We start from the raw sequence: 25,342 nt of genomic DNA on the forward strand, positions 1-25,342 counted from the left end.
TAAAGTGCCCAACCTTTGCCGATGGTTTGTTTTGTGTGAAGCGATTCATGCACTTGTGGGCGGCTTAATTGAGATTTTTCTTCTGTTTTTCCTGCGCTTTTCGTCGGTTTTTTCTGTGGATCAGTTGTGAGATCAGATTGTAGGGTTTTGGTTTTGTTTCTTGTTCGGGTGCATCTTCAGGTACTTCGGCAGGTACCTCTGAAACTTCTTCTTTTGGTTTCTCAAGTGAAACCGTCGGTACTTGTGGCAAATCACGATAACTGCTTTGTGCTTTTAACTCCTCTAACTTTTGATGATTCTCCGCTGCTTCGACCTTCTCTTCTTCAGGTACTTCTGCTTGCTCGGTGGCTGGCATGCGATTCAATAACGATTGATTTAAAGTAACTGGTTCATCGGCATCTCCGAAAACTTCCTCCTTTTCGAAAATCGGTGTTTCAATCGTTTCGACATATTTCGCACTGACTGTTTCTTGAAACAAAGCCACGCCGTCTTTTTCAAAGAGATCTAAGGTGGTTAGTAGTTCTAAGTTCTCTCTGACTACTTCGGGACTCAAGTTAGTATTCGGGTCCTTCATAATCAGATTGTGTTTCTTTCCGGCATCGTTCAAGAATGTTCCAACTAATTTGATCATTTTGATAACTCCTTTCATAAGTTTTTAGCATGAGAGACAGGACAACAAGTTAACAGTCTCAAGGTACCGCCGTTTCTGATGGACGGAATTGAGCAATGAGTGATCCAGCGATTGATTTAGCTTTTTCAATGAAATTACGAATCGGAAAAACTCTTAAACACAATTTTTTCCATTCGGCAGTGTCAAAATATTCAGCGAAGTAATAGAAGAAGCGTTTCATAGTTCTGGTCGCTTTAGTTTTCGTGAATAAATATTTCACTAGATCTTGCAAGACTAATGCGAATTCCTCTGCGCCTAACTGGTAGCGAACCCGTAAAGCCAGCAATAATTTGATGGTAGTGGCACCATCTTGTGTTTCGTCATAGTATTCTCCAATACGCTGCTCGAGTGTCTCGCGGGTGAGATTGAAGATTTGATAGTCGGTAAATGGTTGTTGTGACATAGTAATTCCTACTTTCTTTTTTTAGTGATTTTTCTTCTAGTTGTTATTTTCAATCGATCAATTTTTTATGATTGTATTTTTGATTTTTTTAGAGTTGCTTTCTATCTTCGGCCGTTAACTAAAAGATAAACCGTTTTTCCAGAAAAAACAACGTGTGCTATTTTGCAAAACCCCCCTCTATTTTGCACGGTCAAAAAATTGACATGTTGATATGACGGGATTTTTGAATTTTTTTCATGAAAAGCCTGCAAAATAGAGGAGGGTAAAATTATTTAGCAATTTAACCGAAAAGTAAGCAAAAAAGGCTGTGAATATGTTCCTATATACTTCTTGAAATCATAGTACACAAGGGATGTCTATTGAATATTAGTTATTTAAATCGATCTAATCATTTTTTAATATTACGACTGCTGGTTGGATGATGCCCTGCCAATCGTTTCCAAGTTTTCACATTCTGTTATTTCCTTCTGCTTTCTTTTTTAGGTTTTAATCTTAGGTTTCGTTTTTTTGTCCCGGCCGTTGACTAAAAGATAAATCATTTTTTGCAAAAAGACAAAAACGCTAACGTGCAAAAGACCCCTCTAACGTGCACGTTGAAAATGGGAAAATGTTGATAGATCAATGTTTTTGATTTTTAAGGGTGCACGTTAGAGGGGGGGAAAAAAAGTTAGTAACTGAGCTGAGAATAGAGTAGAGGAATTCCTGGATTGTTACATTAAATGCTGTAGGTAATGGAGTTTTTACGAATTACTAGTTATTTAAAATGACCAGCCGGATTATGGAATAAAAATATCGCAAAAGAAATAATAGAAAAAAACTATACTCAAGAAAAAAATCTATTAATTGGATAATCACTTCATAGAAAGCAACATTTAACAGTCGAAGTCCACGTTATTTGTAGATCTATAGTGCTTATAAGTAGTTTCAACGTTAGGCTACTTAACTCAATATGTATAGCTTTTGAAATTTATGGGCTAAAGGGAAAAATAAGAAGAGAAACAATAAATAGAATTTTGGAGCACCAGATAAGCTAGCTTAAAGTGTTATCTAAATAGAAAATCATACAAGCCAACAAAATATTAGCCGAAAGAACAACAAAGTTCATTTTTACTTGAGGCTAACTGTTAAGCTAAAAAGGTTTATATTATCAGTAAAAAACATGCTAGCAAAAGAAAAGTCAGCATGTTTTTACTCGAGGTTATAGTTAAAAAGGTAACTCCAGTGATAAATCAAACTCTTTATTTTTTAAGAAAGACTCGAAGGCTTTTGCTCCGGCTGGCAGCTGGATATCTTTCTTTTTGGCTAAATAGACTGGGCGATAAACCGGTATTTCCAGTAGCAAGACTGCCACATCGTGATACTTCATCAGCTTGTTGTAAGGCAGAATGGCTGCGCCTAAATTGATGGATACCAGACCAGTGAGTGCCTGATCTTCTTCCACCCGGCAGGCAATCGTTAAGGGCAGCTTCTCTTTTCTAAACAAATTTTCGATGAAATAGGTTTTATCTAGACAGACGATCATTGGAACCTTGGATAATTCTTCCATTGAGACCTTTTTTTGTTTGGCATAAGGGTGTGACTTAGCCACAATAGCGACTAGCGGTTGATCTAATAAATGAAAGAACTCGATTTCTGGTTCGTTTTTTAAATAGGAACAAATCGAAAAATCACAAATTTCGTTTTTGGCATTTGCGATCAAGCGTGGTGTGTTGCCTTGCCAGAATTTAAACTTGTAATTCGCCCGTTCCGGATCACTGCGAAATTGTTTCAATAGCTCTGGAATAATTTCCGGTCCCAAAGTGAATATAAAGCCAAGATCAATACTACCGAAATAAGGATCAACGATGTCCTGAATCGTATCGGCGCCAGATTTGATTTCTTCCAGACCTTTTCGGACTTTCTCGTAATAGATTTTTCCCATCTTTGTAAGACGGATATTGCGTCCGACTGGTTTGAACAAAGCGACACCTAAGTCGTCCTCCATCCGACGAATCATCCGACTCAAAGAAGGCTGAGCAATGCCAAGCTCATCGGCAGCCTTGCCATAGTGTTCAACTTCAGCTAAACGACAAAAGGCTTCTAAATTTTGTAGATTCATAGGCAGCTCCTAGTTTTTTATAAATTATAACATGAATGTTATGAATATCAATCGTAATTGCGATTGTTTTCACAAGTGAAAATTCTTATAGTTGTTATATAGAAAGTAAACGTTTTAAAAAACGAATAATTGGAGGAATCTATACATGAAAAAAGTAACGATTGCATTAATTGGGGCTGGATTTGCAGGGAATTTCCATACAAATTCTTACAACAAAGTCAGCGGTGTGGATTTGAGAATCAAGTACGTGTACGACAATGATCAAGAACGCGCGCAACAATTATGCGACAAATGGGACATCATTGAAGAAGTGGCTACTAGCTACCAACAAGTCTTAGAAGATCCCGAAGTAGATGTAGTGGACATCATCACGCCACCAGTAACTCACTTAGATTTGGCTTATGAAGCTTTGGATGCTAACAAACATGTCATCTGTGAAAAACCTTTAACTGGTTACTTTGGTGAAGAAGGCGACGAAGAACCAATCGGCTTGAAAGTACCTAAAGCAAAAATGTACGAAAGCTTATTAGCAAACATCGACGAATGCCGCAAGAAATTTGAAGCATCTGATCGTCTATTCATGTATGCAGAAAACTATGTATATTCACCAAATATCTTACGCTCAGCTGAAATGATCGAAGCGAAGAAGAGCAAAATTATGTACATGAAGGGTGAAGAAAGTATCCGTTCATCTACTTCACCAGCATCTGCTTACTGGTCATTAGCTGGTGGCGGTTCATTAATCCGTCTAGGCAGTCATCCAATCGGTGGTATGTTGTTCTTGAAACAAATCGAAGCAAAAGCTCGCGGCGAAGAAATTGCGGTTCAAAGCGTTGTCGCTGAAACTGGTCGTCTGGCTCCTAGCTTGAACGAACATGACAAACGCTACTTCCCAGCTAAATCGATTGATACTGAAGATTTTGCGACAGTCATCATTACCTTTACTGATGGCACTAAAGCAATATCTATTTCTAACGATAACACGCTAGGCGGCGTTAAAAACTATGTAGAAGTTTATACAAACGACAGCGCATTAGTAAACAATATTACGCCAGCTGATAATTTACAAACTTACTTCTTAGATCAAGATGATCTGGACGATGTTTATATTTCTGAACAGTTGCAAGACAAAACTGGCTGGAACAAAGTGTTCGTTGCGGAAGAAACTTTACGCGGCTATTTAGCTCAATTCCAAGATTTTGCAGAATGTGTGGCAGAAAATCGTCAACCACTCTCCGGTTTGGACCTAGCTTATGATACAATAAAAATTATCTATGCGGCTTATCTTTCAGCTGAAGAAGGACGCAGAGTAGATTTTTAAGAAAGAAGTGAACGCTTAAATGGAAACCGTAACTGTTGAAAATTTAACTATTGGAGAAGGCTTGCCAAAAGTCATCGTACCTTTAGTGGGAAAAACGCGTGAAGAAGTCTTGTCAGAAGCAGAAATTGCTGTAGCCAGCAACTGCGACATGATCGAATGGCGGATTGACCATTTTGAAGAAGTAACTGACTTTGCCAAGGCAGCGGAATTTATTAAGGAAGTTAAAGAAGCAGTAAAATTGCCTCTATTAGTGACCTTCCGTACTGCTAAAGAAGGCGGCGCGTGTCCGATGGAAGACGCTCAATACTTTGAAATGTATCATACCTTCTTGGAACACGGAAATTTCGAATTACTTGATGTGGAATTGTTCATGCCGGAAGCAGAGGTTGCTGAATTAGTCAAAGCAGCTCATGACAAAGGTGTCAAAATCATTATGTGTAACCATGATTTCGACAAAACACCACCGAAAGAAGAAATCATCACACGTCTAAAAGCAATGCAAGACAAAGGCGCAGACATCTGCAAGATTGCTGTAATGCCGCAAGACACTCATGATGTGATTGTTCTATTGGATGCAACGCAAGAAATGTACAATAATTATGCAAAACAACCGTTGATTACTATGTCAATGGGCGAACTAGGCGTAATCAGCCGTGTATCTGGTGCTACCTTTGGTTCAGCTGCTACATTTGGCGCTGCTAAAAAAGCCTCTGCCCCAGGACAAGTATCAGTTGGTGAATTACGTACTATCTTAGAATCATTATAGTAGTAGAAATTAGGATCAGGTGAGTCTTTCACCTGGTCTTTTTTTCGTGCGCAAAATTAGTAGTTGGAGGATGTTTATACCGTTTTCTTCTATTATATGGACTAATTAATGTATGCGTTTTCTTTAACTGTGTTTTCAGTAATGAGCAAAATTCCGATGAGATTCCAGCGACTGTACGGTAGTTTACGAATCTTAGATGTTCTAAAATCGGATGGGATATACAGATAATCCATGCATAAATGAATATTATTGCGGATAAATCTGGTAAAATAGGCGTATACTGAATAAAATTGCGTATTTTATCCAAAAAGTTTATAAAAAGGCATTGACTTATCTAGATTAGAATTCTATAATCATAAACTATACAACAACTAATTGCATTTTTATGCAGTTTGATCGGAGGTTTTTGATTGAAAGTATCAATTATCGGCGTGACTGGTTACAGCGGACTAGAATTACTACGTTTGTTAAGCACTCATCCTAATGTAGAAATCGTATCTATTCACAGTCACTCACAAAACGGGGAAGCCATCGACCGACGATTCCCCCATTTGAAACATCTGATCGAATTGCCTTTAAAAGAAGTCGATCCTGAGAAAATTATGGAAAACGCAGACTTGGTTTTCTTCGCCGCTCCATCTGGTGTCGCGAAAGATCAGGCATTGCCCTTTATCGAAAAACAGTTTCCAGTTATTGACCTGTCCGGGGATTATCGCTTGAAGAATCCGGCTCAATATAAGAAATGGTACGGCAAGACCAGCGCGCCAATCGAAGCCTTGGAACAAGCTACTTACGGCTTAGCCGATTTCGACCTGCCAAAGGATTTGAAATTGATTGCTAATCCGGGATGCTACGCCACAGCGGCGATCCTTTCGGTGGCACCGCTAGTGAAGCAGCAGTTGATTGAAAAGAACTCCATCATCTTTGATGGTAAGTCTGGTTTATCTGGCGCTGGTAAGAAGTTATCGGAGGCTAGCCATTATACGGAGGCCAACGACAACATGTCAGTGTACAAATTGAATCAGCATCAACATATTCCAGAAATTATCCAACAGCTGCAAAGCTGGGATGCAGAGATTCCAGCGATTCAATTTTCAACGGCTTTGATCCCAGTCACTCGCGGCATTCTGATGACTACCTATTGTAGAGCCAAAGAGGGCGTGACCAGCGAAGCAGTTCGCCAAGCCTTCGAAGCTGAATATGAAGGTAAAGCATTCATCCGCTTGCAGGAAGGGCAAGATTTCCCTTGCATCAAGCAGGTGGTTGGCTCAAACTACTGCGACATTGGCATGGCATACAACGAAGCCACTCAGACCATTACCGTGGTGAGTGTCATCGACAACCTGGTCAAGGGAGCCGCCGGCCAAGCGATTCAAAACTTAAACTTACTAATGAATGTACCGGAAACGACTGGCTTAGAGCTAGTGCCTGTGTATCCGTAACGACAAAGGAGAAATTAGATGAACATTATCGATGGAACCGTCGCAAGTCCCAAGGGCTTCCAAGCGACCGGCCTGCACGCAGGACTAAAGAAAAATAAAATGGATTTAGGAGTTATTTACTCAGAAAAACCAGCGAAGGCTGCAGCTGTTTATACAACAAACCAAGTGAAGGCAGCACCAATTTATGTGACGAAAGAAGCTATGCAAGAACCTACCATCCAAGCGGTAGTTGTTAACTCCGGTTATGCAAATGCTTGTACCGGTGAAATCGGTCTTCAACATGCCAAACAAATGCAACAAGTAACTGCAGATCATCTAGGCGTCACCGCTGATAAGGTTGCGGTTGCCTCAACTGGAGTGATTGGCAAAATTATGCCGATTGACTTAGTAGAAAAAGGCATTCAAAAAATCGACATTGTAGACTGTGAACCGTATCATTTCCACGAAGCCATTTTAACAACTGATACAACTACCAAAGAAATAGTAGTCCAAGCCAAAATTAACGGTGAAACCGTAACAATTGCCGGAGCGGCTAAAGGCTCAGGCATGATCCATCCTAACATGGCAACAATGCTCGCTTTCATCACTACCGACGCAGAGATCTCACAAGAACTATTGCAAGATTTATTAAGCGAAAAAACCGAAACAACCTTTAACCAAATCACGGTAGATGGTGACACATCTACTAACGACATGGTCCTAGTGCTAGCAAACGGCATGGCAGGTAACACAACGATTGAAAAGGGCACAGAAGGCTATGATACCTTCGTAGCGATGTTTCAGCTAGTTAGCGAAACGTTGGCTAAGATGATCGCTAAAGACGGTGAGGGAGCAACTAAGCTGATTGAAGTACAGGTTAACGGTGCAACTGACGATTTAGCAGCACGGATGATCGCCAAAAAAATTGTAGGCTCGATGTTAGTGAAAACGGCAATGTTCGGGGAAGATCCTAACTGGGGGCGCATCATTTGCGCTATCGGTTATGCGGAAACCAAGATTGATCCGGAAAAGGTTGATATGTGGATCGGCAGCGTACAGGTACTGAAAAGCAGCCAGCCGCAAGCCTTTGACGAAGAAGCGATAAAACCAATTTTAGAACAAGACAAGATTGTTATTGCGGTAGATATGAATTTAGGCGACGCGAAGGGCGCAGCGTGGGGCTGTGACTTGACCTACAAATATGTAGAAGTCAACGCGTTATACCATACGTAAGGAGAGAAAATCATGGGAAAAATCGTAGTGAAAATTGGCGGAGTAGCCAGTGATAATTTAACCGAAGAATTTTTTGAAACATTAGCAGATTGGCAAGCGCAAGGCAAAGAAATCGTCATTGTTCACGGCGGTGGCTATTACATCACAGAAATGATGGAAAAGCTAAGCGTGCCGGTAACTATTTCCAATGGTCTGCGTGTGACTTCTGCTCAAGCTTTAAAAATTACCCAAATGGTGTTGATTGGCCAAGTGCAACCTGCCATCACCACGGTTTTCCAACAAAATGGTTTCTCAGCAGTTGGCTTGCATGCTTCATGTGGTCAATTGATTCAAGGGGAGTTTATCGATAAAAAGAAATTAGGCTATGTGGGCCAAATTACCAATATCGGAACCGGCATGATCGAAGACGTACTAGCAACGCGGCATGTGCCGATTATCGCACCATTAGGTTTAACCGAAACAGGAGAATGGTTAAACATTAATGCCGATACTGCAGCTTGCAAGATCGCTGAAGCTTTGGATGCTGAAGCATTGTACCTTATTACTGACGTTCCTGGTGTGAAATGTGACGGCGAATGGTTAGAGCATTTAACCACGGATGATGTAGAAGAATTAAAGGATCAAGAAGTCATCACGGGCGGCATGATCCCTAAATTAGACAGCGCCACTTCAGCATTGAATAAAGGAGTTAAAGAAGTTTTTATTACCGATAGTATCGCGAAATGCGGCACAAAAATCACGAAAGCGAAGGTATTCGCATGACTCATCTATTTCCTAATTACAAAAGAGAATCCATTGATTTAGTCAGAGGCTTTGGAAATTGCGTGGTAGATCAAACCGGCAAAGAATACCTAGATTTCACCAGCGGCATCGGGGTAAACAGCTTAGGCCATCAACATCCCAAACTAATCCAAGCCCTAGAAAAACAAATGCATCTGATTTGGCATACATCGAACCTTTATGCTAGTAAATTGCAGGAAGATGTTGCTAAAAAATTAGCGAACGACAAAAATTATCTCGGCTTCTTCTGTAACAGTGGAACCGAAGCTAACGAAGCCGCCATCAAATTAGCCCGTAAAGCGACCGGACGATCAAAAATTATTAGTTTCCAGCAATCATTCCACGGACGGACTTACGGCGCTCTAAGTGCAACAGGCCAAGAAGCGCTGCACGAAGGCTTTGCACCAATTTTACCGGATTTTCAATACGTACCATACAATGAAATTGAACCCCTCCAGCAGATCGTGGATCAAAACACTGCAGCTGTCATGATAGAGCTGATCCAAGGCGAGGGTGGAGTATTACCAGCCGATGTCTCCTTCGTCCAGCAAGTCGCTAAACTCTGCAAAGAACAAGGCGCTTTGTTAATCGTTGATGAGATTCAAACAGGAATCGGACGAACCGGTAATTTCTACGCCTTTGAAGGTTATGGAATCGAACCAGACATCTTCACCTTAGCCAAAGCTTTAGGCAACGGCATCCCAGTCGGCGCCATGTTAGGCAAAAAAGAACTAAAAGACGCCTTCGGACCAGGCTCCCACGGCACCACCTTTGGCGGCAACAAGCTAGCGCTCCGCGTAGCTTTATCAGTTATCGACATCATCAACGATGAAGACTTCCTAGCCGAAGTTAAGAAAAAAGGCGAGTATGCTATGAAAGCTTTAGGCAGCTTGAAGGATTCAAGTGATAAAGTTCTGGATGTTCGCGGACAAGGCTTGATGATAGGTATTCAGTTGACAGATGCCGACACGTTGAATGCGGCAGTTTCTGAGCTGCAAAAGAAAGGCCTGCTTGTCTTGAAGGCCGGGAACAATACCATGCGACTTCTGCCACCACTGACGATTGAACAGGGTGAGTTGGAGAAGGGTATTGGGATGATTAAAGGAGTATTGTCGGAATAGTTGAATACATGAATTGTGCTCGGAATGCCGGATGGTGTTTCGGGTTTTTTAGTTTGGCAAAGCATTCTAAAGCAATTTAATTGATGAATAATCTGATAGATTTTGCTTTTTTTACACAGCTCAGTCAAAATGGTAACATTAGGTTAATATAAAACGGTTGAGGAATTAAGGAGAATTCAGATGTTAGAAAATAAATTGGGCATTACAGATCAAATCGAACTTGCTAGAGCTGAAGAAAAAATTAGTAAGCAAAAAGCTAAAGAATTGTTTGAATCTGGCAAAATCAATAAATTAGAAGTAGGAACTTTTCAAGGATTAGCTGAAATCCATAAATATCTCTTTGAAGATATCTACTATTTTGCTGGGAAAATTCGTCATGACAATATCTCAAAAGGGAATTTCCGCTTTGCACCGGTAATGTATCTTGAACCAGCTTTAGAAAATATCAATAAAATGTCCCAGAAAAATTATGAAGAGATTATTGCCAAGTACGTTGAGATGAACGTGGCCCATCCATTCCGTGAAGGTAACGGTAGAAGCATGAGAATTTGGCTGGATTTAATCTTGAAGAAAGAAATCGGCCAGGTTGTAGACTGGAGTCAGGTTGACAAAGAGGCTTACCTTTCCGCAATGGAACGTAGCCCTGTAAATGATTTAGAAATCAGATTTCTGTTAAAAGATTCATTGACGGATAAAATTAATGATCGAGAGACATTCATGAAAGGAATAGATACTAGCTATTTCTATGAAGGATACATGGAGTATAGGATTGATGAGTTGTAGTAAACTATAGTGATTGGTGAAGCGAGCATAGATTACTACAATCACGGAACACTACAAAAAAGATAGTTAGGTAAAGAGAACCCCCCTAGATTAAAAACAGAAAAACACTATTAGAATAGCATTCAGAGTGTTTTCAATGAGTAAAAGGCATAGTATTAGAACAAAAACACCTCAATTGTACTAGCTGTTTTGAGCAAAGAATTAGAAGTATAGAGAGTTGATTATTTTGATAAAAGGGTCTCGATAAATTCGAGAGAAAGAAAGTTTGAAGTTGTACTATCTACTCGGCAAACCCAAAATTGCCGAGTTTTTCGTCGTTCCTGCTTTCTTTATACCTTCATTTTTACTATACTGTGAATAGTAACGAAAAAGGAGCACATTCATGGGCGAGAGAGCTGAGGAGTTTCTTAGTACATTTAATCGAATTGAAAAGGAATTAAGGAATCAACTAAATAATCCTGCCAACATGGGCTTTAGTGAGATGGTTCGCCGTCTGTCTAAGCGTAAAGGTGTACTGGTAGGCAATAATGAAAATGATTTGCTGCAGTTGGCGCAGCTGCGCAATGCGATTGTGCATGATCAGATTGCGGATGACTTTGTGATTGCGGAGCCCAATGATTGGGCGGTGAAGCGAATTGCGGAGATTGAAGAAGTATTGATTCGTCCGGAAAAGGTTTTGCCAAGATTTGGTAAAAAGGTGACTGGCTTTGAACAGAACTTGCCTTTACGTAGTATTATGGAGATTGTAGCAGAAAAGCGGTTCTCGCAATTTCCGGTGTATCATCGGGGAGAGTTCCAAGGCTTAGTGACGTTGCGGACGATTGGCTTGTTTTTTGCGCAAGCTAGCTTAGAGGGTCCGGTTAATTTGGAAGGCAAGAAGGCGGAGGATTTACTTCAGTCAAATGGTAAGAGTACCAACTTCCATTTTGTTGATGCGGAGACTAAGGTTGCTGAAGTGGAAGAGATGTTCCGAGCACAAACCACGTTAGAAGCGGTCTTGATTACTAAAGATGGCGATCCTAACGGTAACTTACTAGGGATTATTCGACCACGGGATATTTATGTTCAGAAAGAGGAGTAGTTTATTGTTAGCTGTATATTTAATTTTGAGCGCCGTCGTTATAGGTGCGGATCAATGGTTTAAATTTTGGATTGTAGGTAATTTTAATCTAGGAGACATGCAGGAGCTGATCCCAAATGTATTGTCGTTGACTTACATTCACAATACGGGTGGAGCGTTTAGTCTATTTGAGGGACAACGAGTTTTCTTCATTATTATTACAATTGCGGCAGTTGTCGGCGGGGTTTATTATTTAAACAAGCATTTACACGAAAGCAAGTGGCTGACTTTTGGGTTAAGCTTGTTTTTGGCAGGAGCAGTAGGAAATTTCATCGATCGTCTGCGCTTAGGATACGTAGTCGATATGATTCAACTAGATTTTATCAACTTCCCCATATTCAACATTGCGGATATGGCGTTGGTGGTCGGTGTAGCGATGATCTTTATTTACATTTTATTAGATGAGAGAGATAAAAAACATGGAAAATGAAATTGAAGTAATTGTTCGCGAGGAGACTGGACGAATTGACAAGGTATTAAATGAACGGTTGAAGGATCATTCGCGTTCCCAGATTCAACAATGGATTAAAGACGGTCAAGTATCAGTCGATGATCAGCCGATCAAAGCGAATTACAAAGTTAGTAAAGGCGACAAAATTTTAATTCGGGTACCCGAGCCGGAAGAGTTGGAGCTTTTACCGGAAGATTTACAGCTGGATATTGTTTACGAAGATGAAGACGTGGTAGTGGTTAATAAGCCTCAAGGGATGGTGGTGCATCCCTCTGCGGGACATCCGAAAGGTACTTTAGTCAATGGGCTACTTCACCAGATTAAAGATTTATCTACTATTAATGATGTGGTTCGCCCGGGGATTGTTCACCGGATCGACAAAGATACTTCTGGCTTATTAATGGTAGCGAAAAATGACCAAGCCCACGAAGCATTGGCAAAGCAATTGAAAGACAAAACTTCCTTAAGAAAATATGTCGCTTTAGTTCATGGCGAAATTCCCCATGAAAAGGGGCGGATCGAAGCACCGATTGGTCGTTCTAAGGTTGATCGCAAGATGCAGGCTGTGGTAGAAGGCGGTAAACCAGCCGTGACCCATTTCCAAGTGTTGCAGCGCTATAAGGATTTTACGCTGATTGAACTACAATTGGAAACTGGCCGGACACACCAAATTCGGGTGCACATGCAATACATCGGCTATCCCGTGGCGGGTGATCCAACCTATGGACCGAAAAAAACCTTAAAAGGCAACGGGCAGTTCTTACATGCCAAACTTTTAGGCTTTACTCATCCGAGAACCGGCGAGAACTTAGTCTTTGAAGCACCTTTACCTGAAATTTTTCAAAAAACTTTAAAGCAACTGCAAGAAAAAGATTGATTTCTTTAGTGAAGAACGGTATAGTATTCCCAGTGAGAAAAAACTAAATAGCGAGATCCTTTAAGAGTAGTCCCGTGAGGCTAAGAAGGGTGGAGATAGAAGCTTGGACTAGGTGCGCCTAGGAACAACTCTATCGTTTTTGACGAAGTCGAATACAATCCTCCTACCTGCATGCGGGTAGGAGTTTTTTTATGGAAAAATGAGGAGGAGACAGAATGTACAAAAAAGAAGTTGTCGATGAAGTAACGATGAAGCGAGCATTAACCCGCATTACCTATGAAATCATTGAACGTAATAAAGGGGTTCAAGATATTGTGTTAGTCGGGATCAAAACACGAGGCATCTTTATCGCTCAGCGAATCGCTGAACGCTTGAAACAATTAGAACACATCGAAATTCCAGTGGGAGAGTTGGATATCACTCTTTACCGAGATGATGTGAAGGAAACAGAAGCAGCTGAGCCGGAACTACATTCATCAGACATTCCGTTTGAAATTGCCGGCAAAGAAGTGATCTTAGTAGACGATGTGTTGTTTACTGGTCGAACAATTCGGGCAGCATTAGATGCAGTAATGGATTATGGCCGACCAAACCGAATTTCACTGGCGGTGTTAGTGGATAGAGGGCATAGAGAGCTGCCAATTCGGGCAGATTATGTTGGAAAAAATATTCCGACAGCTTTAACAGAAGAAATCATTGTTGAGATGGAAGAAATGGACGGACAAGATCGTATCTTGATCCAAAAGGAAGAGGCGTAAAGGACAAATGCAAGAGTTTCACAACGACGATGTGGTATTAGACATCAAGGATCGTCCTAAGTTAGGACATTGGGTAGGATTAAGTATTCAACATCTGTTTACGATGTTTGGCGCAACGGTGCTGGTTCCAATTATGGTGGGAATTAATCCAAGTATTGCGCTAGTCAGTTCGGGGCTAGGGACGTTGGTATATCTTAGCGTCACTAAAGGAAAAATTCCGGCATATCTAGGCAGCAGCTTTGCTTTTATTGCGGCGATGCAGCTGTTAATGCAGTCTGACGGTTATCCAGCAGTAGCACAAGGAGCAATGACATGTGGGTTAGTCTACCTGATTGTCTCATTCTTGATTCGCAAGATCGGCTCTGGCTGGTTGGATAAAATTTTACCGCCAATTGTTGTGGGACCAGTTGTAATGGTTATCGGGTTAGGGCTGGCAGCAAACGCTGCGACCAACGCGATGTACAACAACAACGTGTATGACTTTAAGTATGTGCTAGTCGCTCTAATCACACTGGGATTAACAATATTCTTCAACATGTTTTTCTCAGGTTTTCTAGGTTTGATTCCAATATTGCTGGGAATTGTTTGCGGCTATATCACAGCAATGCTGTTTGGCATCATCGACTATCAGCCGATTATCGATGCTCATTGGTTCGCTTTGCCAGCTTTTGAAGTACCATTTGCTACGTATCAACCGAAGCTATACGTAAATGCGATCACTACGATGGCGCCGATTGCTTTTGTAACAATGACTGAGCATATCGGGCACTTAATGGTATTGAATAAATTAACTAAACGAAACTTTTTCGAAGATCCAGGCTTGGATCACACTTTATTGGGAGACGGCTTAGCGCAAATTGTTGCTGGACTTGTGGGAGGTCCGCCAGTAACCAGCTACGGCGAGAACATCGGCGTACTAGCCATCACTCGGGTACACAGTGTGTTCGTTATCGGTGGTGCAGCAGTCTTCGCCATCGCTTTAGGATTTGTCGGAAAACTGAGTGCGTTAATCTTAAGTATCCCAGGACCAGTTATCTCTGGTATCAGCTTTATCCTGTTTGGGGTAATTGCCGCCAGCGGACTAAAAATCCTGATTGAGAACCAAATTGATTTTGACCGTAAGAAAAACCTGTTGATTGCCTCAACGATCCTAGTAATCGGCATCGGCGGTTTGGTCTTCCAAGCAGGCACCTTTACTTTATCTTCAATGGCCCTAGCAACAGTACTGGGCATTATCTTAAATTTAATTTTACCTGAGAAAGCACGCAGCGAAAAATAAGGAGGAAATAGCATGATCATCCAATCTGAAAAAATTAGTTTGAAGCATTTGTTGACAGTTGAAGCCTTATCCGATCAGGAAGTTATGGGACTTATTACCCGAGGACAGCAATTCAAGAACGGTGCCAAGTGGACACCCGAGAAGCCTCAATACTTTGCTGCAAATCTCTTTTTTGAAAACAGCACCCGGACGCACAAAAGCTTTGAGGTGGCTGAGAAGAAATTGGGATTGGACGTGATTGATTTTGATTCTAGAACTAGCTCAGTGCAAAAAGGTGAAACTTTGTACGACACGGTATTAACCATGTCGGCTATCGGCGTGGACGTATGTGTTATTCGTCACGGTGACGAAAATTATTATGACGAATTAATTCAAAGCCGGACGGTTCACTGCTCGATCATCAACGGCGGTGACGGCAGTGGCCAGCATCCCACTCAATGTTTGCTGGACTTAATGACGATTTATGAAGAGTTTGGGTATTTCGAAGGCTTAAAGGTAGCTATCGTAGGCGATATTACTCACTCACGGGTAGCGAAATCCAACATGCAAATGTTGAATCGTTTGCGGGCAGAAGTCTTCTTCTCTGGTCCTGAACAATGGTACGATCACAGCTTTGATGTATATGGTGAATATTGTCCGTTGGATGAATTAGTCGATAAAGTAGACGTCGTGATGCTGTTACGAGTTCAACATGAACGTCATGATGGAAATGAAAGCTTTTCTAAAGAAGGCTACCACCAAGAATATGGCTTGACACTTGAACGAGCAAAACGCATGAAAGAAAAAGCCATCATCATGCACCCAGCACCAGTGAACCGCGATGTCGAAATCGCCGATTCATTAGTCGAAAGCTACCAATCACGCATCGTGGAACAAATGAGCAACGGAGTGTTTGTGCGGATGGCGATCTTGGAAGCCATTTTAAATGGTGTCGCTTAGTTACAAAGAGTGGAAAATAAAACATTTAAAGGTGCCAGTCCAACTTTTCGCAGTTCTATTCACAATAGAAGCAAACAAAAAAAGAACTTTAGCAGCTAAACAGGAATCGAGCAGTGTAGTTGGATGGTATACGGCGTGAGAATCGAATTAATTTTTCCTCAAGAAAAATTATTCCACTAAAACGAACAAGGAGAGATAGATATGAAGGTACTTATTAAAAACGGTAAAATTGCTGGAAAAGGCAATCAATTAATAGAAGCAGATGTTTGGTTAGAAGATGGCGTAATCGCTGGAATCGGTAAAGACTTTAAGAACTTAGAGTTTGACGAAGTTTACGATGCGAACGGTCAATTGGTAACACCTGGTTTAGTGGACGTTCACGTTCATTTGCGGGAGCCTGGCTTTACTTACAAAGAAACCATCAAAACAGGTAGCCAAGCAGCTGCTCGCGGGGGATTTACAACCGTTTGTGCCATGCCAAATCTTGATCCTACTCCTGATACAGTGGAAAAATTTCAAAACGTTCTGGATATTATCAAACGCGATGCTGTAGTTAAAGTATTACAATATGCACCAATTACTGAAGGCTTGCGTAGTGAAGTCTTAACGGACCAAGCTGGACTAAAAGCAGCCGGCGCTTTTGCCTTCACCAATGATGGCGTAGGGGTTCAAACTGCCGGAACCATGTACTTAGCAATGAAAGAAGCAGCGAAGCAAGGAAGGGCTCTAGTTGCTCATACCGAAGATGACTCACTATTATTCGGTGGTGTGATGCATACTGGTGAAGTCAGTGAAAAATTAGGCTTGCCAGGTATCATGAGTGCCACTGAATCATCACAAATTGCTCGCGACGTGATCTTAGCTGAAGAAACTGGCGCTCATTACCATGTCTGCCACGTATCGACAAAAGAAAGTGTTCGGGTGATTCGTGATGCGAAAAAAGCCGGCGTTCATGTAACAGCCGAGGTTTCACCTCATCACTTGATCTTAATGGACGAAGATATTCCGGAAGATAACGGCTTTTGGAAAATGAACCCGCCATTACGTGCTAAAGAAGACCGCGACGCATTGATTGAAGGTCTACTAGATGGAACGATCGATTGTATCGCTACTGACCACGCCCCACACGGTTTAGAAGAAAAAAATCAAACATTCTTAAAATCACCATTCGGGATTGTGGGCAGCGAAACAGCTTTCCAATTAATCTACACCCACTTTGTAGAAACTGGCCGCTTCACTTTAGAACAAGTAATTGACTGGATGGCAGTCAAACCAGCTGAAATCTTTGGTCTGAATGCTGGAACATTGAACATTGGCGCACCTGCTGATGTAGCAGTGTTCGATTTGGATACCGAAGAAAAAATTGACGACAAGCAATTTGCTTCAATGGGTGTTAACACACCATTTACAGGATGGCCAGTGAAAGGTCATACGATGTTCACTTTCGTGGACGGCAAACTGGTGTACAACAAGGAGGATTAATAAGTTGAAGAGACTGCTAATTTTAGAAGATGGCACAGTGTTTGAAGGGGAAGCCTTTGGTGCTGAAGCCAATGTATTTGGAGAAATTGTTTTTACTACAAGTATGACTGGTTACCAAGAAACCATTACCGATCAAAGTTTCAATGGTCAAATTATTACATTTACTTACCCGATTGTGGGTAATTACGGAATCAACCGTGATGACCACGAATCAATCGCTCCAACTTGTAAAGGCGTTGTTGTGAAAGAACATGCACGCCGCGCAAACAACTGGCGTAATCAAATGACTTTGGATGAATTTTTGAAGCGGAAAGGAATTCCTGGAATTGCCGGAATCGATACTCGAGCATTAACGAAAAAATTACGTAATCACGGGACGATGAAAGCAAGCATGGTAGATGCAGGTGATCAACTGCACCATGCTTTTGACCAGCTGAAAGCGACGGTATTACCTACCAACCAAGTTCAACAGGTTTCAACGGTTAGTCCGTATCCAAGTCCCGGTGTCGGCCGCAATGTTGTGGTTATTGACTTTGGCTTGAAGCATAGTATTTTACGAGAATTATCCCGTCGTGAGTGTAATTTGACGGTAATGCCTTACGATACCGATGCGAAAACTATTTTAGACTTAGCACCAGATGGCGTCATGTTAACCAATGGCCCTGGAGATCCTCAAGATGTACCGGAAGCAATTGAAATGATTCAACAAATCCAAGGTAAAGTACCAATTTTCGGTATCTGCTTAGGGCACCAATTATTTGCCCTAGCTAATGGTGCTAATACTTATAAAATGAAGTTTGGTCATCGTGGTTTGAATCACCCTGTACGGGAAATTGCTACGGGTCGGATTGATTTTACATCGCAGAACCACGGGTTTGCAGTCGATGAAAAATCGATTGATGCGACAAAACTAATGGTAACCCATGTGGAAGTAAACGATGGTACGATTGAAGGGGTTAGACATCGTCATTACCCAGCCTTCAGTGTGCAATTCCATCCGGATGCAGCACCGGGACCACATGATGCCCTACATTTATTCGATGAATTTATGGAAATGATGGATGCATGGAAGGAGCAAGCATAAATGCCAAAACGCACAGATATTAATAAAATCATGGTTATCGGTTCTGGACCGATTGTAATTGGACAAGCAGCCGAATTTGACTATGCCGGCACTCAAGCTTGCTTAGCGTTAAAAGAAGAAGGTTACGAAGTTGTTTTGGTGAACTCCAATCCGGCAACGATCATGACGGATAAAGAAATTGCTGATTCCGTTTATATCGAACCCATTACGCTTGAGTTCGTTTCTCGTATTTTGCGCAGAGAATTGCCAGATGCGATTTTACCAACACTTGGGGGACAAACCGGGTTAAACATGGCGATGGAACTAGCGGCTTCAGGTATCTTAGATGAATTAAACATTGAGCTTTTAGGAACGAAGCTTGCGGCGATTGACCAAGCAGAGGACCGTGATTTATTCAAACAGTTAATGGAAGAACTGAATCAACCGATTCCTGAATCAGAAATCGTCAACACTGTAGAAGAAGCAGTGGCTTTTGCTAACACGATTGGCTACCCAATCATCGTACGTCCAGCTTTCACATTAGGTGGAACTGGCGGCGGTATGTGTGACAACGAAGATGAATTACGCGTGATTGCTGAAAATGGATTGAAGCTTTCACCAGCTACCCAGTGTTTAATTGAAAAATCGATTGCCGGTTATAAAGAAATTGAATACGAAGTAATGCGTGATTCAGCTGATAATGCGATTGTTGTTTGTAACATGGAGAACTTCGATCCTGTCGGGATTCATACCGGCGATTCGATTGTGTTTGCTCCAAGTCAAACCTTGTCTGACTATGAATATCAAATGCTGCGGGATGCGTCCTTGTCGATTATCCGCGCTTTGAAAATCGAAGGCGGCTGTAATGTACAGTTAGCCCTTGATCCACATAGCTTTGACTACTATGTCATCGAAGTGAACCCGCGGGTATCTCGCTCATCCGCCTTGGCAAGTAAAGCCACTGGTTATCCGATTGCTAAACTAGCTGCAAAAATTGCAGTCGGTCTAACATTAGATGAAATGAAGAATCCAGTAACAGGAACAACTTATGCTGAATTTGAACCAGCTTTGGACTACATTGTTTCTAAGATTCCCCGTTGGCCTTTTGACAAATTCGAATCAGGCGAACGGGTGCTAGGTACGCAAATGAAAGCGACCGGCGAAGTAATGGCGATCGGCCGTAACATCGAAGAATCACTGTTAAAAGCCGTTCGTTCATTAGAAATTGGCGTTTCTCACGTTGAAATTCCTGAATTTAGTGAAGTAACGGACGAATTGTTAACGGAAAAAATCGTAAAGGCGCAAGACGATCGCTTGTTCTATTTGGCAGAAGCTTTACGTCGGGGCTATACAATTGAAGAGTTGAGTGATTTAACTAAGATCGATCTGTTCTTCCTAGATAAATTGTTACATGTTGTTGAGCTAGAAAATGAATTGGCACAGAATGTTCAAGACATCGATGTTTTGAAGAAAGCCAAACAAAATGGATTTGCTGATAAGAAGATTGCTTCTTTATGGTCAACGACTGAAAAAGCAATCAGTGATCTGCGTCATGCAGAAAAGATCTTGCCTGTTTACAAAATGGTGGACACTTGTGCAGCGGAATTTGAATCGCAAACACCATATTTCTACAGTACCTATGAATTTGAAAATGAAAGTGTCCGTTCCGAAAAAGAATCGGTCTTAGTTTTAGGCTCAGGCCCAATCCGTATTGGACAAGGGGTAGAATTTGACTATGCAACGGTTCACTCAGTAAAAGCGATTCAAGCTGCGGGTTATGAAGCGATTATTATGAACAGTAACCCAGAAACAGTTTCCACTGACTTCTCGGTTTCAGATAAACTTTACTTCGAGCCATTAACCCTTGAAGATGTGATGAACGTGATTGAATTAGAACAGCCAATCGGCGTTATCGTTCAATTCGGCGGACAAACGGCGATTAACTTAGCAGAACCTCTAGTGAGAAACGGCGTGAAAATCTTAGGTACCACGATTGAAGATTTAGACCGTGCCGAAGATCGGGACCAATTTGAACAAGTTCTGAAGCGATTAGGAATTCCGCAACCAGTGGGAGATACAGCTACTAGTAGTGAAGAAGCAGTAGTTATCGCTGACCGCATCGGTTACCCAGTCTTAGTACGTCCAAGCTATGTATTAGGTGGACGTGCAATGGAAATCGTTGAAAATCAACCAGACTTAGAAGATTACATGGCAAACGCCGTGAAAGCTTCACCTGAACATCCAGTCTTAGTTGACCGTTACATGGTTGGTAAAGAATGTGAAGTAGATGCGATTTGTGATGGTAAAACGGTATTGATTCCAGGAATCATGGAACACATCGAACGAGCTGGGGTTCACTCAGGTGACTCGATGGCTGTTTATCCGCCGCAAACTTTCTCAGATAAAATCATTGCAACAATTGAAGATTACACTCGCAAGCTGGCTTTAGGTATGAACTGCATCGGCATGATGAACATTCAATTCGTCATTCATGAAGATGAAGTCTATGTCATCGAAGTGAATCCAAGAGCTAGTCGAACAGTGCCTTTCTTGAGTAAGATCACAAATATTCCAATGGCACAAATTGCGACCAAAGCAATTTTAGGCAACTCCTTGGAAGAAATGGGCTACCAAGATGGTTTGTATCCTGAAAGTAAGCTGGTCCATGTGAAGGCGCCTGTCTTCAGCTTTACCAAACTACAAAAGGTCGATACTTACTTAGGACCTGAAATGAAGTCAACCGGTGAAGTAATGGGCTCAGACCGTAATTTGGAAAAAGCGCTGTATAAAGCCTTTGAAGCATCAGGTCTTCACTTACCTGATTATGGTGCTGTTTTATTCACAGTCGCTGATGATACCAAAGAAGAAGCCTTAGACTTAGCGAAACGTTTTACAGATGTTGGCTATAGCTTGCTGGCAACGGCTGGAACCGCCAAGTATTTTGAAGAAAACGGCTTGAGCTCTAAGACGATTGCCAAAATCTCAGAATCATCAGAAGATAACGTGGTAGAAATGATTCGCCGCGGTGAAGCACAGGTAGTAATCAACACGATGGATAAAGACCGTCAAAACTCATCTGAAGATGGCTTTATTATTCGCCGGGAAGCAGTCGAACATGGTGTACCATTGTTCACTTCATTAGATACTGCCAATGCAATTTTACGAGTAATGGAATCACGCTCGTTTTCTATCCAAGAAATTTAGAAATTTAGGACAGAGTGCCCAGCACTCTGTCTCCTTTTGAATATTGCGAATCTTTTTCTATAGGAGGGGCTTATGAAACAAGAAATGATGACGATTGTCAGCCAGCAGCAACTAGCACCGAGAATTTACGAAATGGTTCTAACCGGTAAACTGGTGGAACAAATGCACAATCCGGGACAATTTATCCATATTCGGGTACCACGGGCAGATTTACTGTTGCGTCGTCCAATTAGCATTAACCAAATTGATCATGAAAAAGCAACCTGTACCATTATTTACCGAGTGGAAGGCGAAGGCACGAAGTTCTTTGCGGAATTACAAGCTGGCGACCAATTGGATGTCATGGGTCCTTTAGGAAATGGATTCGATCTGTCTGGTCTCAATAGCGGCGACAAAGCCTTTATCGTAGGCGGCGGAATTGGTGTACCTCCTTTATATGAATTGTCTAAACAGCTAAAAAAACAAGGCGTAGAAGTTGTTCATTTTCTAGGCTTTGGCTCAAAAGATGTCGTTTACTATGCGGAGGAATTCCAAGCATTAGGGGATACGCGTTTTGCGACAGATGACGGCAGCTTTGGCATGCAGGGAAATGTCGGTAATTTACTATTGGCAGAAGAAGAGCAGCCAACGGTTGTTTTCGCTTGCGGAAATAACGGCTTACTGAAAACAGTCGAACAGTTATATACCGAAGTTGACAATGTGCAGCTTTCATTAGAATCACGGATGGCTTGCGGCATGGGCGCTTGTTATGCCTGTGTTTGTCATGTAGCCGAAGAGCCAAGTAAGAGCGTCAAGGTCTGCGATGACGGACCAGTATTCCAAGCAGGGGAGGTAGTCTTTTAATGAATCCATTAGCGGTTAAATTACCTGGGTTAGATTTGAAAAACCCGATTATGCCAGCCAGCGGATGCTTTGGCTTTGGTAAAGAATATGCGGATTATTATGATTTAAACCAATTAGGTTCGATTATGATTAAAGCCACCACGCCACAATCTCGCTACGGCAACGAAACGCCGCGGGTGGCTGAAACGCCAAGCGGCATGCTGAATGCTATCGGACTGCAAAACCCTGGACTAGATACTGTCATGACTGAAATTTTGCCTTCTTTGGAAAAGTTTGAGCAGTTGCCGATTATTGCTAACGTTGCTGGAGCTTGTGAAGAAGATTATATCGAAGTCTGTAGCCGAATTGGTGATGCACCGAATGTTAAAGCGATTGAGCTGAATATTTCTTGTCCCAATGTAAAACACGGCGGGATTGCTTTTGGTACTGACCCTGAAGTAGCCTATCGTCTGACAAAAGCGGTGAAGGCAGTCGCTTCTGTGCCGATTTACGTGAAGTTAAGTCCTAATGTTACCGATATTGTACCGATTGCTAAAGCGATTGACGAAGGCGGAGCAGACGGCTTTACCATGATTAATACTTTGTTGGGGATGCGGATCGACTTGAAGACCCGTCAGCCAATTTTAGCTAACCAGACCGGAGGACTTTCTGGCCCTGCAATCAAACCAGTAGCAATTCGTTTGATCCATCAAGTTGCCGGTGTCAGCGACCTGCCGATTATCGGTATGGGCGGTGTGCAAACGGTGGATGATGTGTTGGAGATGTTTATGGCTGGCGCTAGTGCAGTTGCTGTAGGTACTGCGAATTTCACTGATCCATATATTTGTCCAAAACTTATTGACGCCTTGCCTGCAAAAATGGCAGAATTAGGTATTGATTCTCTTGAAGAATTACGCAAAGAAGTCAAGGAGGCCAGAAAGTAATGGAAAAACGACCAATCATCGCCTTGGATTTCTCTTCCCAAGAAGAGATCCAAACCTTTTTAGCGCAATTTCCGGCTGATGAAAAACTATTTGTTAAAATCGGCATGGAGCTTTTTTACCAAGAAGGGCCCAGCATTGTTCATGAATTGACAGCCGCGGGGCACGATGTCTTTTTGGATTTGAAATTGCATGATATTCCTAACACCGTCAAAAAAGCTATGAAAGGCTTGGCGAAATTAGGCGTTCGGATGACCAATGTTCATGCTGCCGGCGGAATCGAAATGATGGCAGCGGCTAAAGAAGGTCTAGTCGAAGGAACTGCGGCAGGCAAAGACGTACCAGATTTAATTGCAGTAACGCAATTAACTTCAACTAGCGAAGAACAAATGCATCACGACCAGCTGATTCAAGTGCCGTTGAAGGATAGTGTGGTTCACTATGCGAAATGCGCTCAAGAAGCAGGCTTAGACGGCGTAGTTTGTTCTGCTTTAGAAGTTGAGATGATTCATGCTGCAACCAGCGATGAATTTATTTGCCTTACTCCAGGAATCCGACCAAAAGGTGCCAGTGTCGGCGACCAAAAACGCGTGATGGATCCGCAGCAGGCGCGAGCTATCGGTTCAAACTATATTGTGGTAGGTCGTCCAATTACGCAATCTGAGACACCTTACGAAAGCTATCTTCAAATTAAAAAAGAATGGAACGGTGAAGCATGAGAACAGTAGCAGAAAACATTGCCAAAGATTTACTAAACATTGAAGCGGTCTTTTTAAGTCCTGATGAGCCTTTTACTTGGGCTAGCGGCATCAAATCACCAATTTACTGCGACAACCGCATTACCATGAGCTATCCAGAAGTTCGTCGTGAAATCGCTAAAGGCTTAGCCGAAGAAATCAAAGCAAACTATCCAGATGTAGAAGTCATTGCCGGAACAGCAACTGCTGGGATTCCTCATGCTGCTTGGGTAGCTGAATTATTGGACTTGCCAATGGTTTACATCCGCAGCAAAGCCAAAGATCATGGCAAAGGCAATCAAATCGAAGGCCGCATCACTGAAGGCCAAAAGATGGTAGTCATTGAAGATTTGATCTCAACTGGCGGAAGCGTGCTGGAAGCAGCCGCAGCAGCGAAAAAAGAAGGCGCAGACGTACTAGGTGTCGCAGCCATCTTTACTTATGAATTAGATAAAGGTGTGGAAAAATTCAAAGCCGCTGACATGCCGCTATTGACTTTAACAAACTATTCAACTTTAATCGAAATCGCATTAGAAGAAAAATACATCAACGAACAACAATTGGCTCTATTGAAAGAATGGCGTCAAGACCCAGAAAACTGGTTGAACTAAGCAGAAGAGCTTCCGAATCCGCATTGAGTTGCTGATTTGGAAGTTTTTTTATTTTCAGAAAAAGAGTAAACTTAAGATAAAGACAAGCGAAAAATGGAGAGAGTAAAATGGAAACAAGAGAAACGGCCCAAGAATTGGTTCATAATCTATATAATTACCTAGTGAAGCAGCCAGATCCATCAGAAGGGTTGCAGGATATTATCGAGGTCTTGCTGCAGGTTTATAAGAAACTGGATACAGCTAAAAATCCCGAAGCTTTAGTGAATCGTTTAGTTAATTACATTTATAGTGTTGGCTTTAACCAGCACATCCATTTTGATAAACCAGCGGAAAAACTGTTAAACGGCCTTTCCGCGATCGGTCAACGTGCCGGTTTAAATGGTGTCTATCGCTCCAATACTTCGGACAAAACGCAATTTTTCGGTTACTTGGATTAACGTCTTCAGCAGTCCTCTTGTGAAT

The 25,342-nt window shown here is 41.9% G+C and carries 24 protein-coding genes; 21 read left to right on the top strand and 3 right to left on the bottom strand.

Features of this window, described 5'->3' with window-relative positions:
• Positions 1-64: 64 nt before the first annotated feature.
• The 3 genes from IGI42_RS01355 to IGI42_RS01365 all read right to left on the bottom strand — a co-directional run bounded on the left by IGI42_RS01355 (position 65) and on the right by IGI42_RS01365 (position 3,171).
• Positions 65-631, bottom strand: coding sequence for a DUF2922 domain-containing protein (locus tag IGI42_RS01355; RefSeq protein WP_438713796.1), 567 nt, complete (start codon positions 629-631; stop codon positions 65-67).
• A 58-nt stretch (positions 632-689) separates the two neighbouring features.
• Positions 690-1,073: a hypothetical protein gene (locus IGI42_RS01360; protein WP_438713797.1), complete on the bottom strand. Its 384-nt coding sequence runs from the start codon at positions 1,071-1,073 to the stop codon at positions 690-692.
• 1,204 nt (positions 1,074-2,277) lie between these two features.
• Positions 2,278-3,171, bottom strand: a complete 894-nt coding sequence (locus IGI42_RS01365; protein ID WP_438713798.1) for a LysR family transcriptional regulator — start codon at positions 3,169-3,171, stop codon at positions 2,278-2,280.
• 145 nt (positions 3,172-3,316) lie between these two features.
• Between IGI42_RS01365 and IGI42_RS01370 the strand changes: the two genes are divergently transcribed.
• The 21 genes from IGI42_RS01370 to IGI42_RS01470 all read left to right on the top strand — a co-directional run bounded on the left by IGI42_RS01370 (position 3,317) and on the right by IGI42_RS01470 (position 25,317).
• Positions 3,317-4,492, top strand: a complete 1,176-nt coding sequence (locus tag IGI42_RS01370) for a Gfo/Idh/MocA family protein (RefSeq protein ID WP_438713800.1) — start codon at positions 3,317-3,319, stop codon at positions 4,490-4,492.
• Positions 4,493-4,511: 19 nt separating this feature from the next.
• Positions 4,512-5,258, top strand: a complete 747-nt coding sequence (gene aroD / locus IGI42_RS01375; RefSeq protein WP_438713801.1) for a type I 3-dehydroquinate dehydratase — start codon at positions 4,512-4,514, stop codon at positions 5,256-5,258.
• 410 nt (positions 5,259-5,668) lie between these two features.
• Positions 5,669-6,700 (top strand): N-acetyl-gamma-glutamyl-phosphate reductase, encoded by a 1,032-nt coding sequence (gene argC / locus IGI42_RS01380; protein ID WP_438713803.1) that lies wholly within the window; start codon positions 5,669-5,671, stop codon positions 6,698-6,700.
• Positions 6,701-6,718: 18 nt separating this feature from the next.
• Complete coding sequence (gene argJ / locus IGI42_RS01385) at positions 6,719-7,912, top strand: bifunctional ornithine acetyltransferase/N-acetylglutamate synthase (protein WP_438713805.1); 1,194 nt, start codon at positions 6,719-6,721, stop codon at positions 7,910-7,912.
• Positions 7,913-7,924: 12 nt separating this feature from the next.
• The gene (argB, locus tag IGI42_RS01390; RefSeq protein ID WP_438713806.1) at positions 7,925-8,674 is read left to right on the top strand and encodes an acetylglutamate kinase; all 750 of its coding nucleotides are present in this window, start codon (positions 7,925-7,927) and stop codon (positions 8,672-8,674) included.
• On the top strand, positions 8,671-9,813 hold the full coding sequence (locus IGI42_RS01395; RefSeq protein WP_438713808.1) for an acetylornithine transaminase: 1,143 nt from the start codon (positions 8,671-8,673) through the stop codon (positions 9,811-9,813). The genes argB and IGI42_RS01395 overlap by 4 nt, the downstream gene beginning before the upstream one ends.
• Positions 9,814-9,993: 180 nt before the next feature.
• Positions 9,994-10,596: a protein adenylyltransferase Fic gene (gene fic, locus IGI42_RS01400; protein ID WP_438713809.1), complete on the top strand. Its 603-nt coding sequence runs from the start codon at positions 9,994-9,996 to the stop codon at positions 10,594-10,596.
• A 382-nt stretch (positions 10,597-10,978) separates the two neighbouring features.
• Positions 10,979-11,677, top strand: coding sequence for a CBS domain-containing protein (locus tag IGI42_RS01405; protein ID WP_438713810.1), 699 nt, complete (start codon positions 10,979-10,981; stop codon positions 11,675-11,677).
• A 4-nt stretch (positions 11,678-11,681) separates the two neighbouring features.
• Complete coding sequence (lspA, locus tag IGI42_RS01410) at positions 11,682-12,146, top strand: signal peptidase II (RefSeq protein ID WP_438713811.1); 465 nt, start codon at positions 11,682-11,684, stop codon at positions 12,144-12,146.
• Complete coding sequence (locus IGI42_RS01415; RefSeq protein ID WP_438713812.1) at positions 12,136-13,044, top strand: RluA family pseudouridine synthase; 909 nt, start codon at positions 12,136-12,138, stop codon at positions 13,042-13,044. Before lspA ends, IGI42_RS01415 begins: the two co-directional genes overlap by 11 nt.
• Positions 13,045-13,259: 215 nt before the next feature.
• Entirely contained in the window at positions 13,260-13,802 is a 543-nt protein-coding gene (gene pyrR / locus IGI42_RS01420; protein WP_207674220.1) for a bifunctional pyr operon transcriptional regulator/uracil phosphoribosyltransferase PyrR, read from the top strand.
• Positions 13,803-13,809: 7 nt separating this feature from the next.
• Complete coding sequence (locus IGI42_RS01425; RefSeq protein ID WP_438713814.1) at positions 13,810-15,081, top strand: solute carrier family 23 protein; 1,272 nt, start codon at positions 13,810-13,812, stop codon at positions 15,079-15,081.
• A 12-nt stretch (positions 15,082-15,093) separates the two neighbouring features.
• Entirely contained in the window at positions 15,094-16,020 is a 927-nt protein-coding gene (locus tag IGI42_RS01430) for an aspartate carbamoyltransferase catalytic subunit (RefSeq protein WP_438713815.1), read from the top strand.
• Positions 16,021-16,221: 201 nt separating this feature from the next.
• The gene (locus IGI42_RS01435) at positions 16,222-17,502 is read left to right on the top strand and encodes a dihydroorotase (RefSeq protein ID WP_438713816.1); all 1,281 of its coding nucleotides are present in this window, start codon (positions 16,222-16,224) and stop codon (positions 17,500-17,502) included.
• A 4-nt stretch (positions 17,503-17,506) separates the two neighbouring features.
• Entirely contained in the window at positions 17,507-18,586 is a 1,080-nt protein-coding gene (locus IGI42_RS01440; RefSeq protein WP_438713818.1) for a carbamoyl phosphate synthase small subunit, read from the top strand.
• A complete protein-coding gene (gene carB / locus IGI42_RS01445; RefSeq protein ID WP_438713819.1) occupies positions 18,587-21,769 on the top strand; it encodes a carbamoyl-phosphate synthase large subunit in 3,183 nt (1,060 codons plus the stop codon). It begins immediately after the preceding gene.
• A 72-nt stretch (positions 21,770-21,841) separates the two neighbouring features.
• Entirely contained in the window at positions 21,842-22,612 is a 771-nt protein-coding gene (locus IGI42_RS01450; RefSeq protein WP_438713820.1) for a dihydroorotate dehydrogenase electron transfer subunit, read from the top strand.
• The gene (locus tag IGI42_RS01455; protein ID WP_438713821.1) at positions 22,612-23,535 is read left to right on the top strand and encodes a dihydroorotate dehydrogenase; all 924 of its coding nucleotides are present in this window, start codon (positions 22,612-22,614) and stop codon (positions 23,533-23,535) included. Before IGI42_RS01450 ends, IGI42_RS01455 begins: the two co-directional genes overlap by 1 nt.
• Positions 23,535-24,251 carry an orotidine-5'-phosphate decarboxylase gene (gene pyrF, locus IGI42_RS01460; RefSeq protein WP_438713823.1) on the top strand — a complete coding sequence of 239 codons (717 nt, stop codon included), beginning with the start codon at positions 23,535-23,537 and terminating at the stop codon, positions 24,249-24,251. The genes IGI42_RS01455 and pyrF overlap by 1 nt, the downstream gene beginning before the upstream one ends.
• Positions 24,248-24,880 (top strand): orotate phosphoribosyltransferase, encoded by a 633-nt coding sequence (gene pyrE, locus IGI42_RS01465; RefSeq protein WP_438713824.1) that lies wholly within the window; start codon positions 24,248-24,250, stop codon positions 24,878-24,880. The genes pyrF and pyrE overlap by 4 nt, the downstream gene beginning before the upstream one ends.
• A 107-nt stretch (positions 24,881-24,987) precedes the next feature.
• On the top strand, positions 24,988-25,317 hold the full coding sequence (locus tag IGI42_RS01470) for a bacteriocin immunity protein (protein ID WP_438713825.1): 330 nt from the start codon (positions 24,988-24,990) through the stop codon (positions 25,315-25,317).
• Positions 25,318-25,342: the final 25 nt, after the last annotated feature.

Origin of the sequence: Enterococcus sp. AZ109 (assembly GCF_051714625.1) — a bacterium.
In the GTDB taxonomy this organism is placed as follows: domain Bacteria; phylum Bacillota; class Bacilli; order Lactobacillales; family Enterococcaceae; genus Enterococcus_A.

Coding starts and splice junctions, on each gene's coding strand:
- IGI42_RS01455 (WP_438713821.1), top strand. CDS start 22,612: ATGAATCCATTAGCGGTTAAATTACCTGGGTTAGATTTGAAAAACCCG.
- IGI42_RS01430 (WP_438713815.1), top strand. CDS start 15,094: ATGATCATCCAATCTGAAAAAATTAGTTTGAAGCATTTGTTGACAGTT.
- IGI42_RS01425 (WP_438713814.1), top strand. CDS start 13,810: ATGCAAGAGTTTCACAACGACGATGTGGTATTAGACATCAAGGATCGT.
- pyrF (WP_438713823.1), top strand. CDS start 23,535: ATGGAAAAACGACCAATCATCGCCTTGGATTTCTCTTCCCAAGAAGAG.
- argB (WP_438713806.1), top strand. CDS start 7,925: ATGGGAAAAATCGTAGTGAAAATTGGCGGAGTAGCCAGTGATAATTTA.
- IGI42_RS01370 (WP_438713800.1), top strand. CDS start 3,317: ATGAAAAAAGTAACGATTGCATTAATTGGGGCTGGATTTGCAGGGAAT.
- IGI42_RS01365 (WP_438713798.1), bottom strand. CDS start 3,171: ATGAATCTACAAAATTTAGAAGCCTTTTGTCGTTTAGCTGAAGTTGAA.
- IGI42_RS01395 (WP_438713808.1), top strand. CDS start 8,671: ATGACTCATCTATTTCCTAATTACAAAAGAGAATCCATTGATTTAGTC.
- carB (WP_438713819.1), top strand. CDS start 18,587: ATGCCAAAACGCACAGATATTAATAAAATCATGGTTATCGGTTCTGGA.
- IGI42_RS01415 (WP_438713812.1), top strand. CDS start 12,136: ATGGAAAATGAAATTGAAGTAATTGTTCGCGAGGAGACTGGACGAATT.
- pyrE (WP_438713824.1), top strand. CDS start 24,248: ATGAGAACAGTAGCAGAAAACATTGCCAAAGATTTACTAAACATTGAA.
- IGI42_RS01405 (WP_438713810.1), top strand. CDS start 10,979: ATGGGCGAGAGAGCTGAGGAGTTTCTTAGTACATTTAATCGAATTGAA.
- IGI42_RS01435 (WP_438713816.1), top strand. CDS start 16,222: ATGAAGGTACTTATTAAAAACGGTAAAATTGCTGGAAAAGGCAATCAA.
- IGI42_RS01450 (WP_438713820.1), top strand. CDS start 21,842: ATGAAACAAGAAATGATGACGATTGTCAGCCAGCAGCAACTAGCACCG.
- IGI42_RS01360 (WP_438713797.1), bottom strand. CDS start 1,073: ATGTCACAACAACCATTTACCGACTATCAAATCTTCAATCTCACCCGC.
- pyrR (WP_207674220.1), top strand. CDS start 13,260: ATGTACAAAAAAGAAGTTGTCGATGAAGTAACGATGAAGCGAGCATTA.
- aroD (WP_438713801.1), top strand. CDS start 4,512: ATGGAAACCGTAACTGTTGAAAATTTAACTATTGGAGAAGGCTTGCCA.
- IGI42_RS01470 (WP_438713825.1), top strand. CDS start 24,988: ATGGAAACAAGAGAAACGGCCCAAGAATTGGTTCATAATCTATATAAT.
- fic (WP_438713809.1), top strand. CDS start 9,994: ATGTTAGAAAATAAATTGGGCATTACAGATCAAATCGAACTTGCTAGA.
- IGI42_RS01355 (WP_438713796.1), bottom strand. CDS start 631: ATGATCAAATTAGTTGGAACATTCTTGAACGATGCCGGAAAGAAACAC.
- argJ (WP_438713805.1), top strand. CDS start 6,719: ATGAACATTATCGATGGAACCGTCGCAAGTCCCAAGGGCTTCCAAGCG.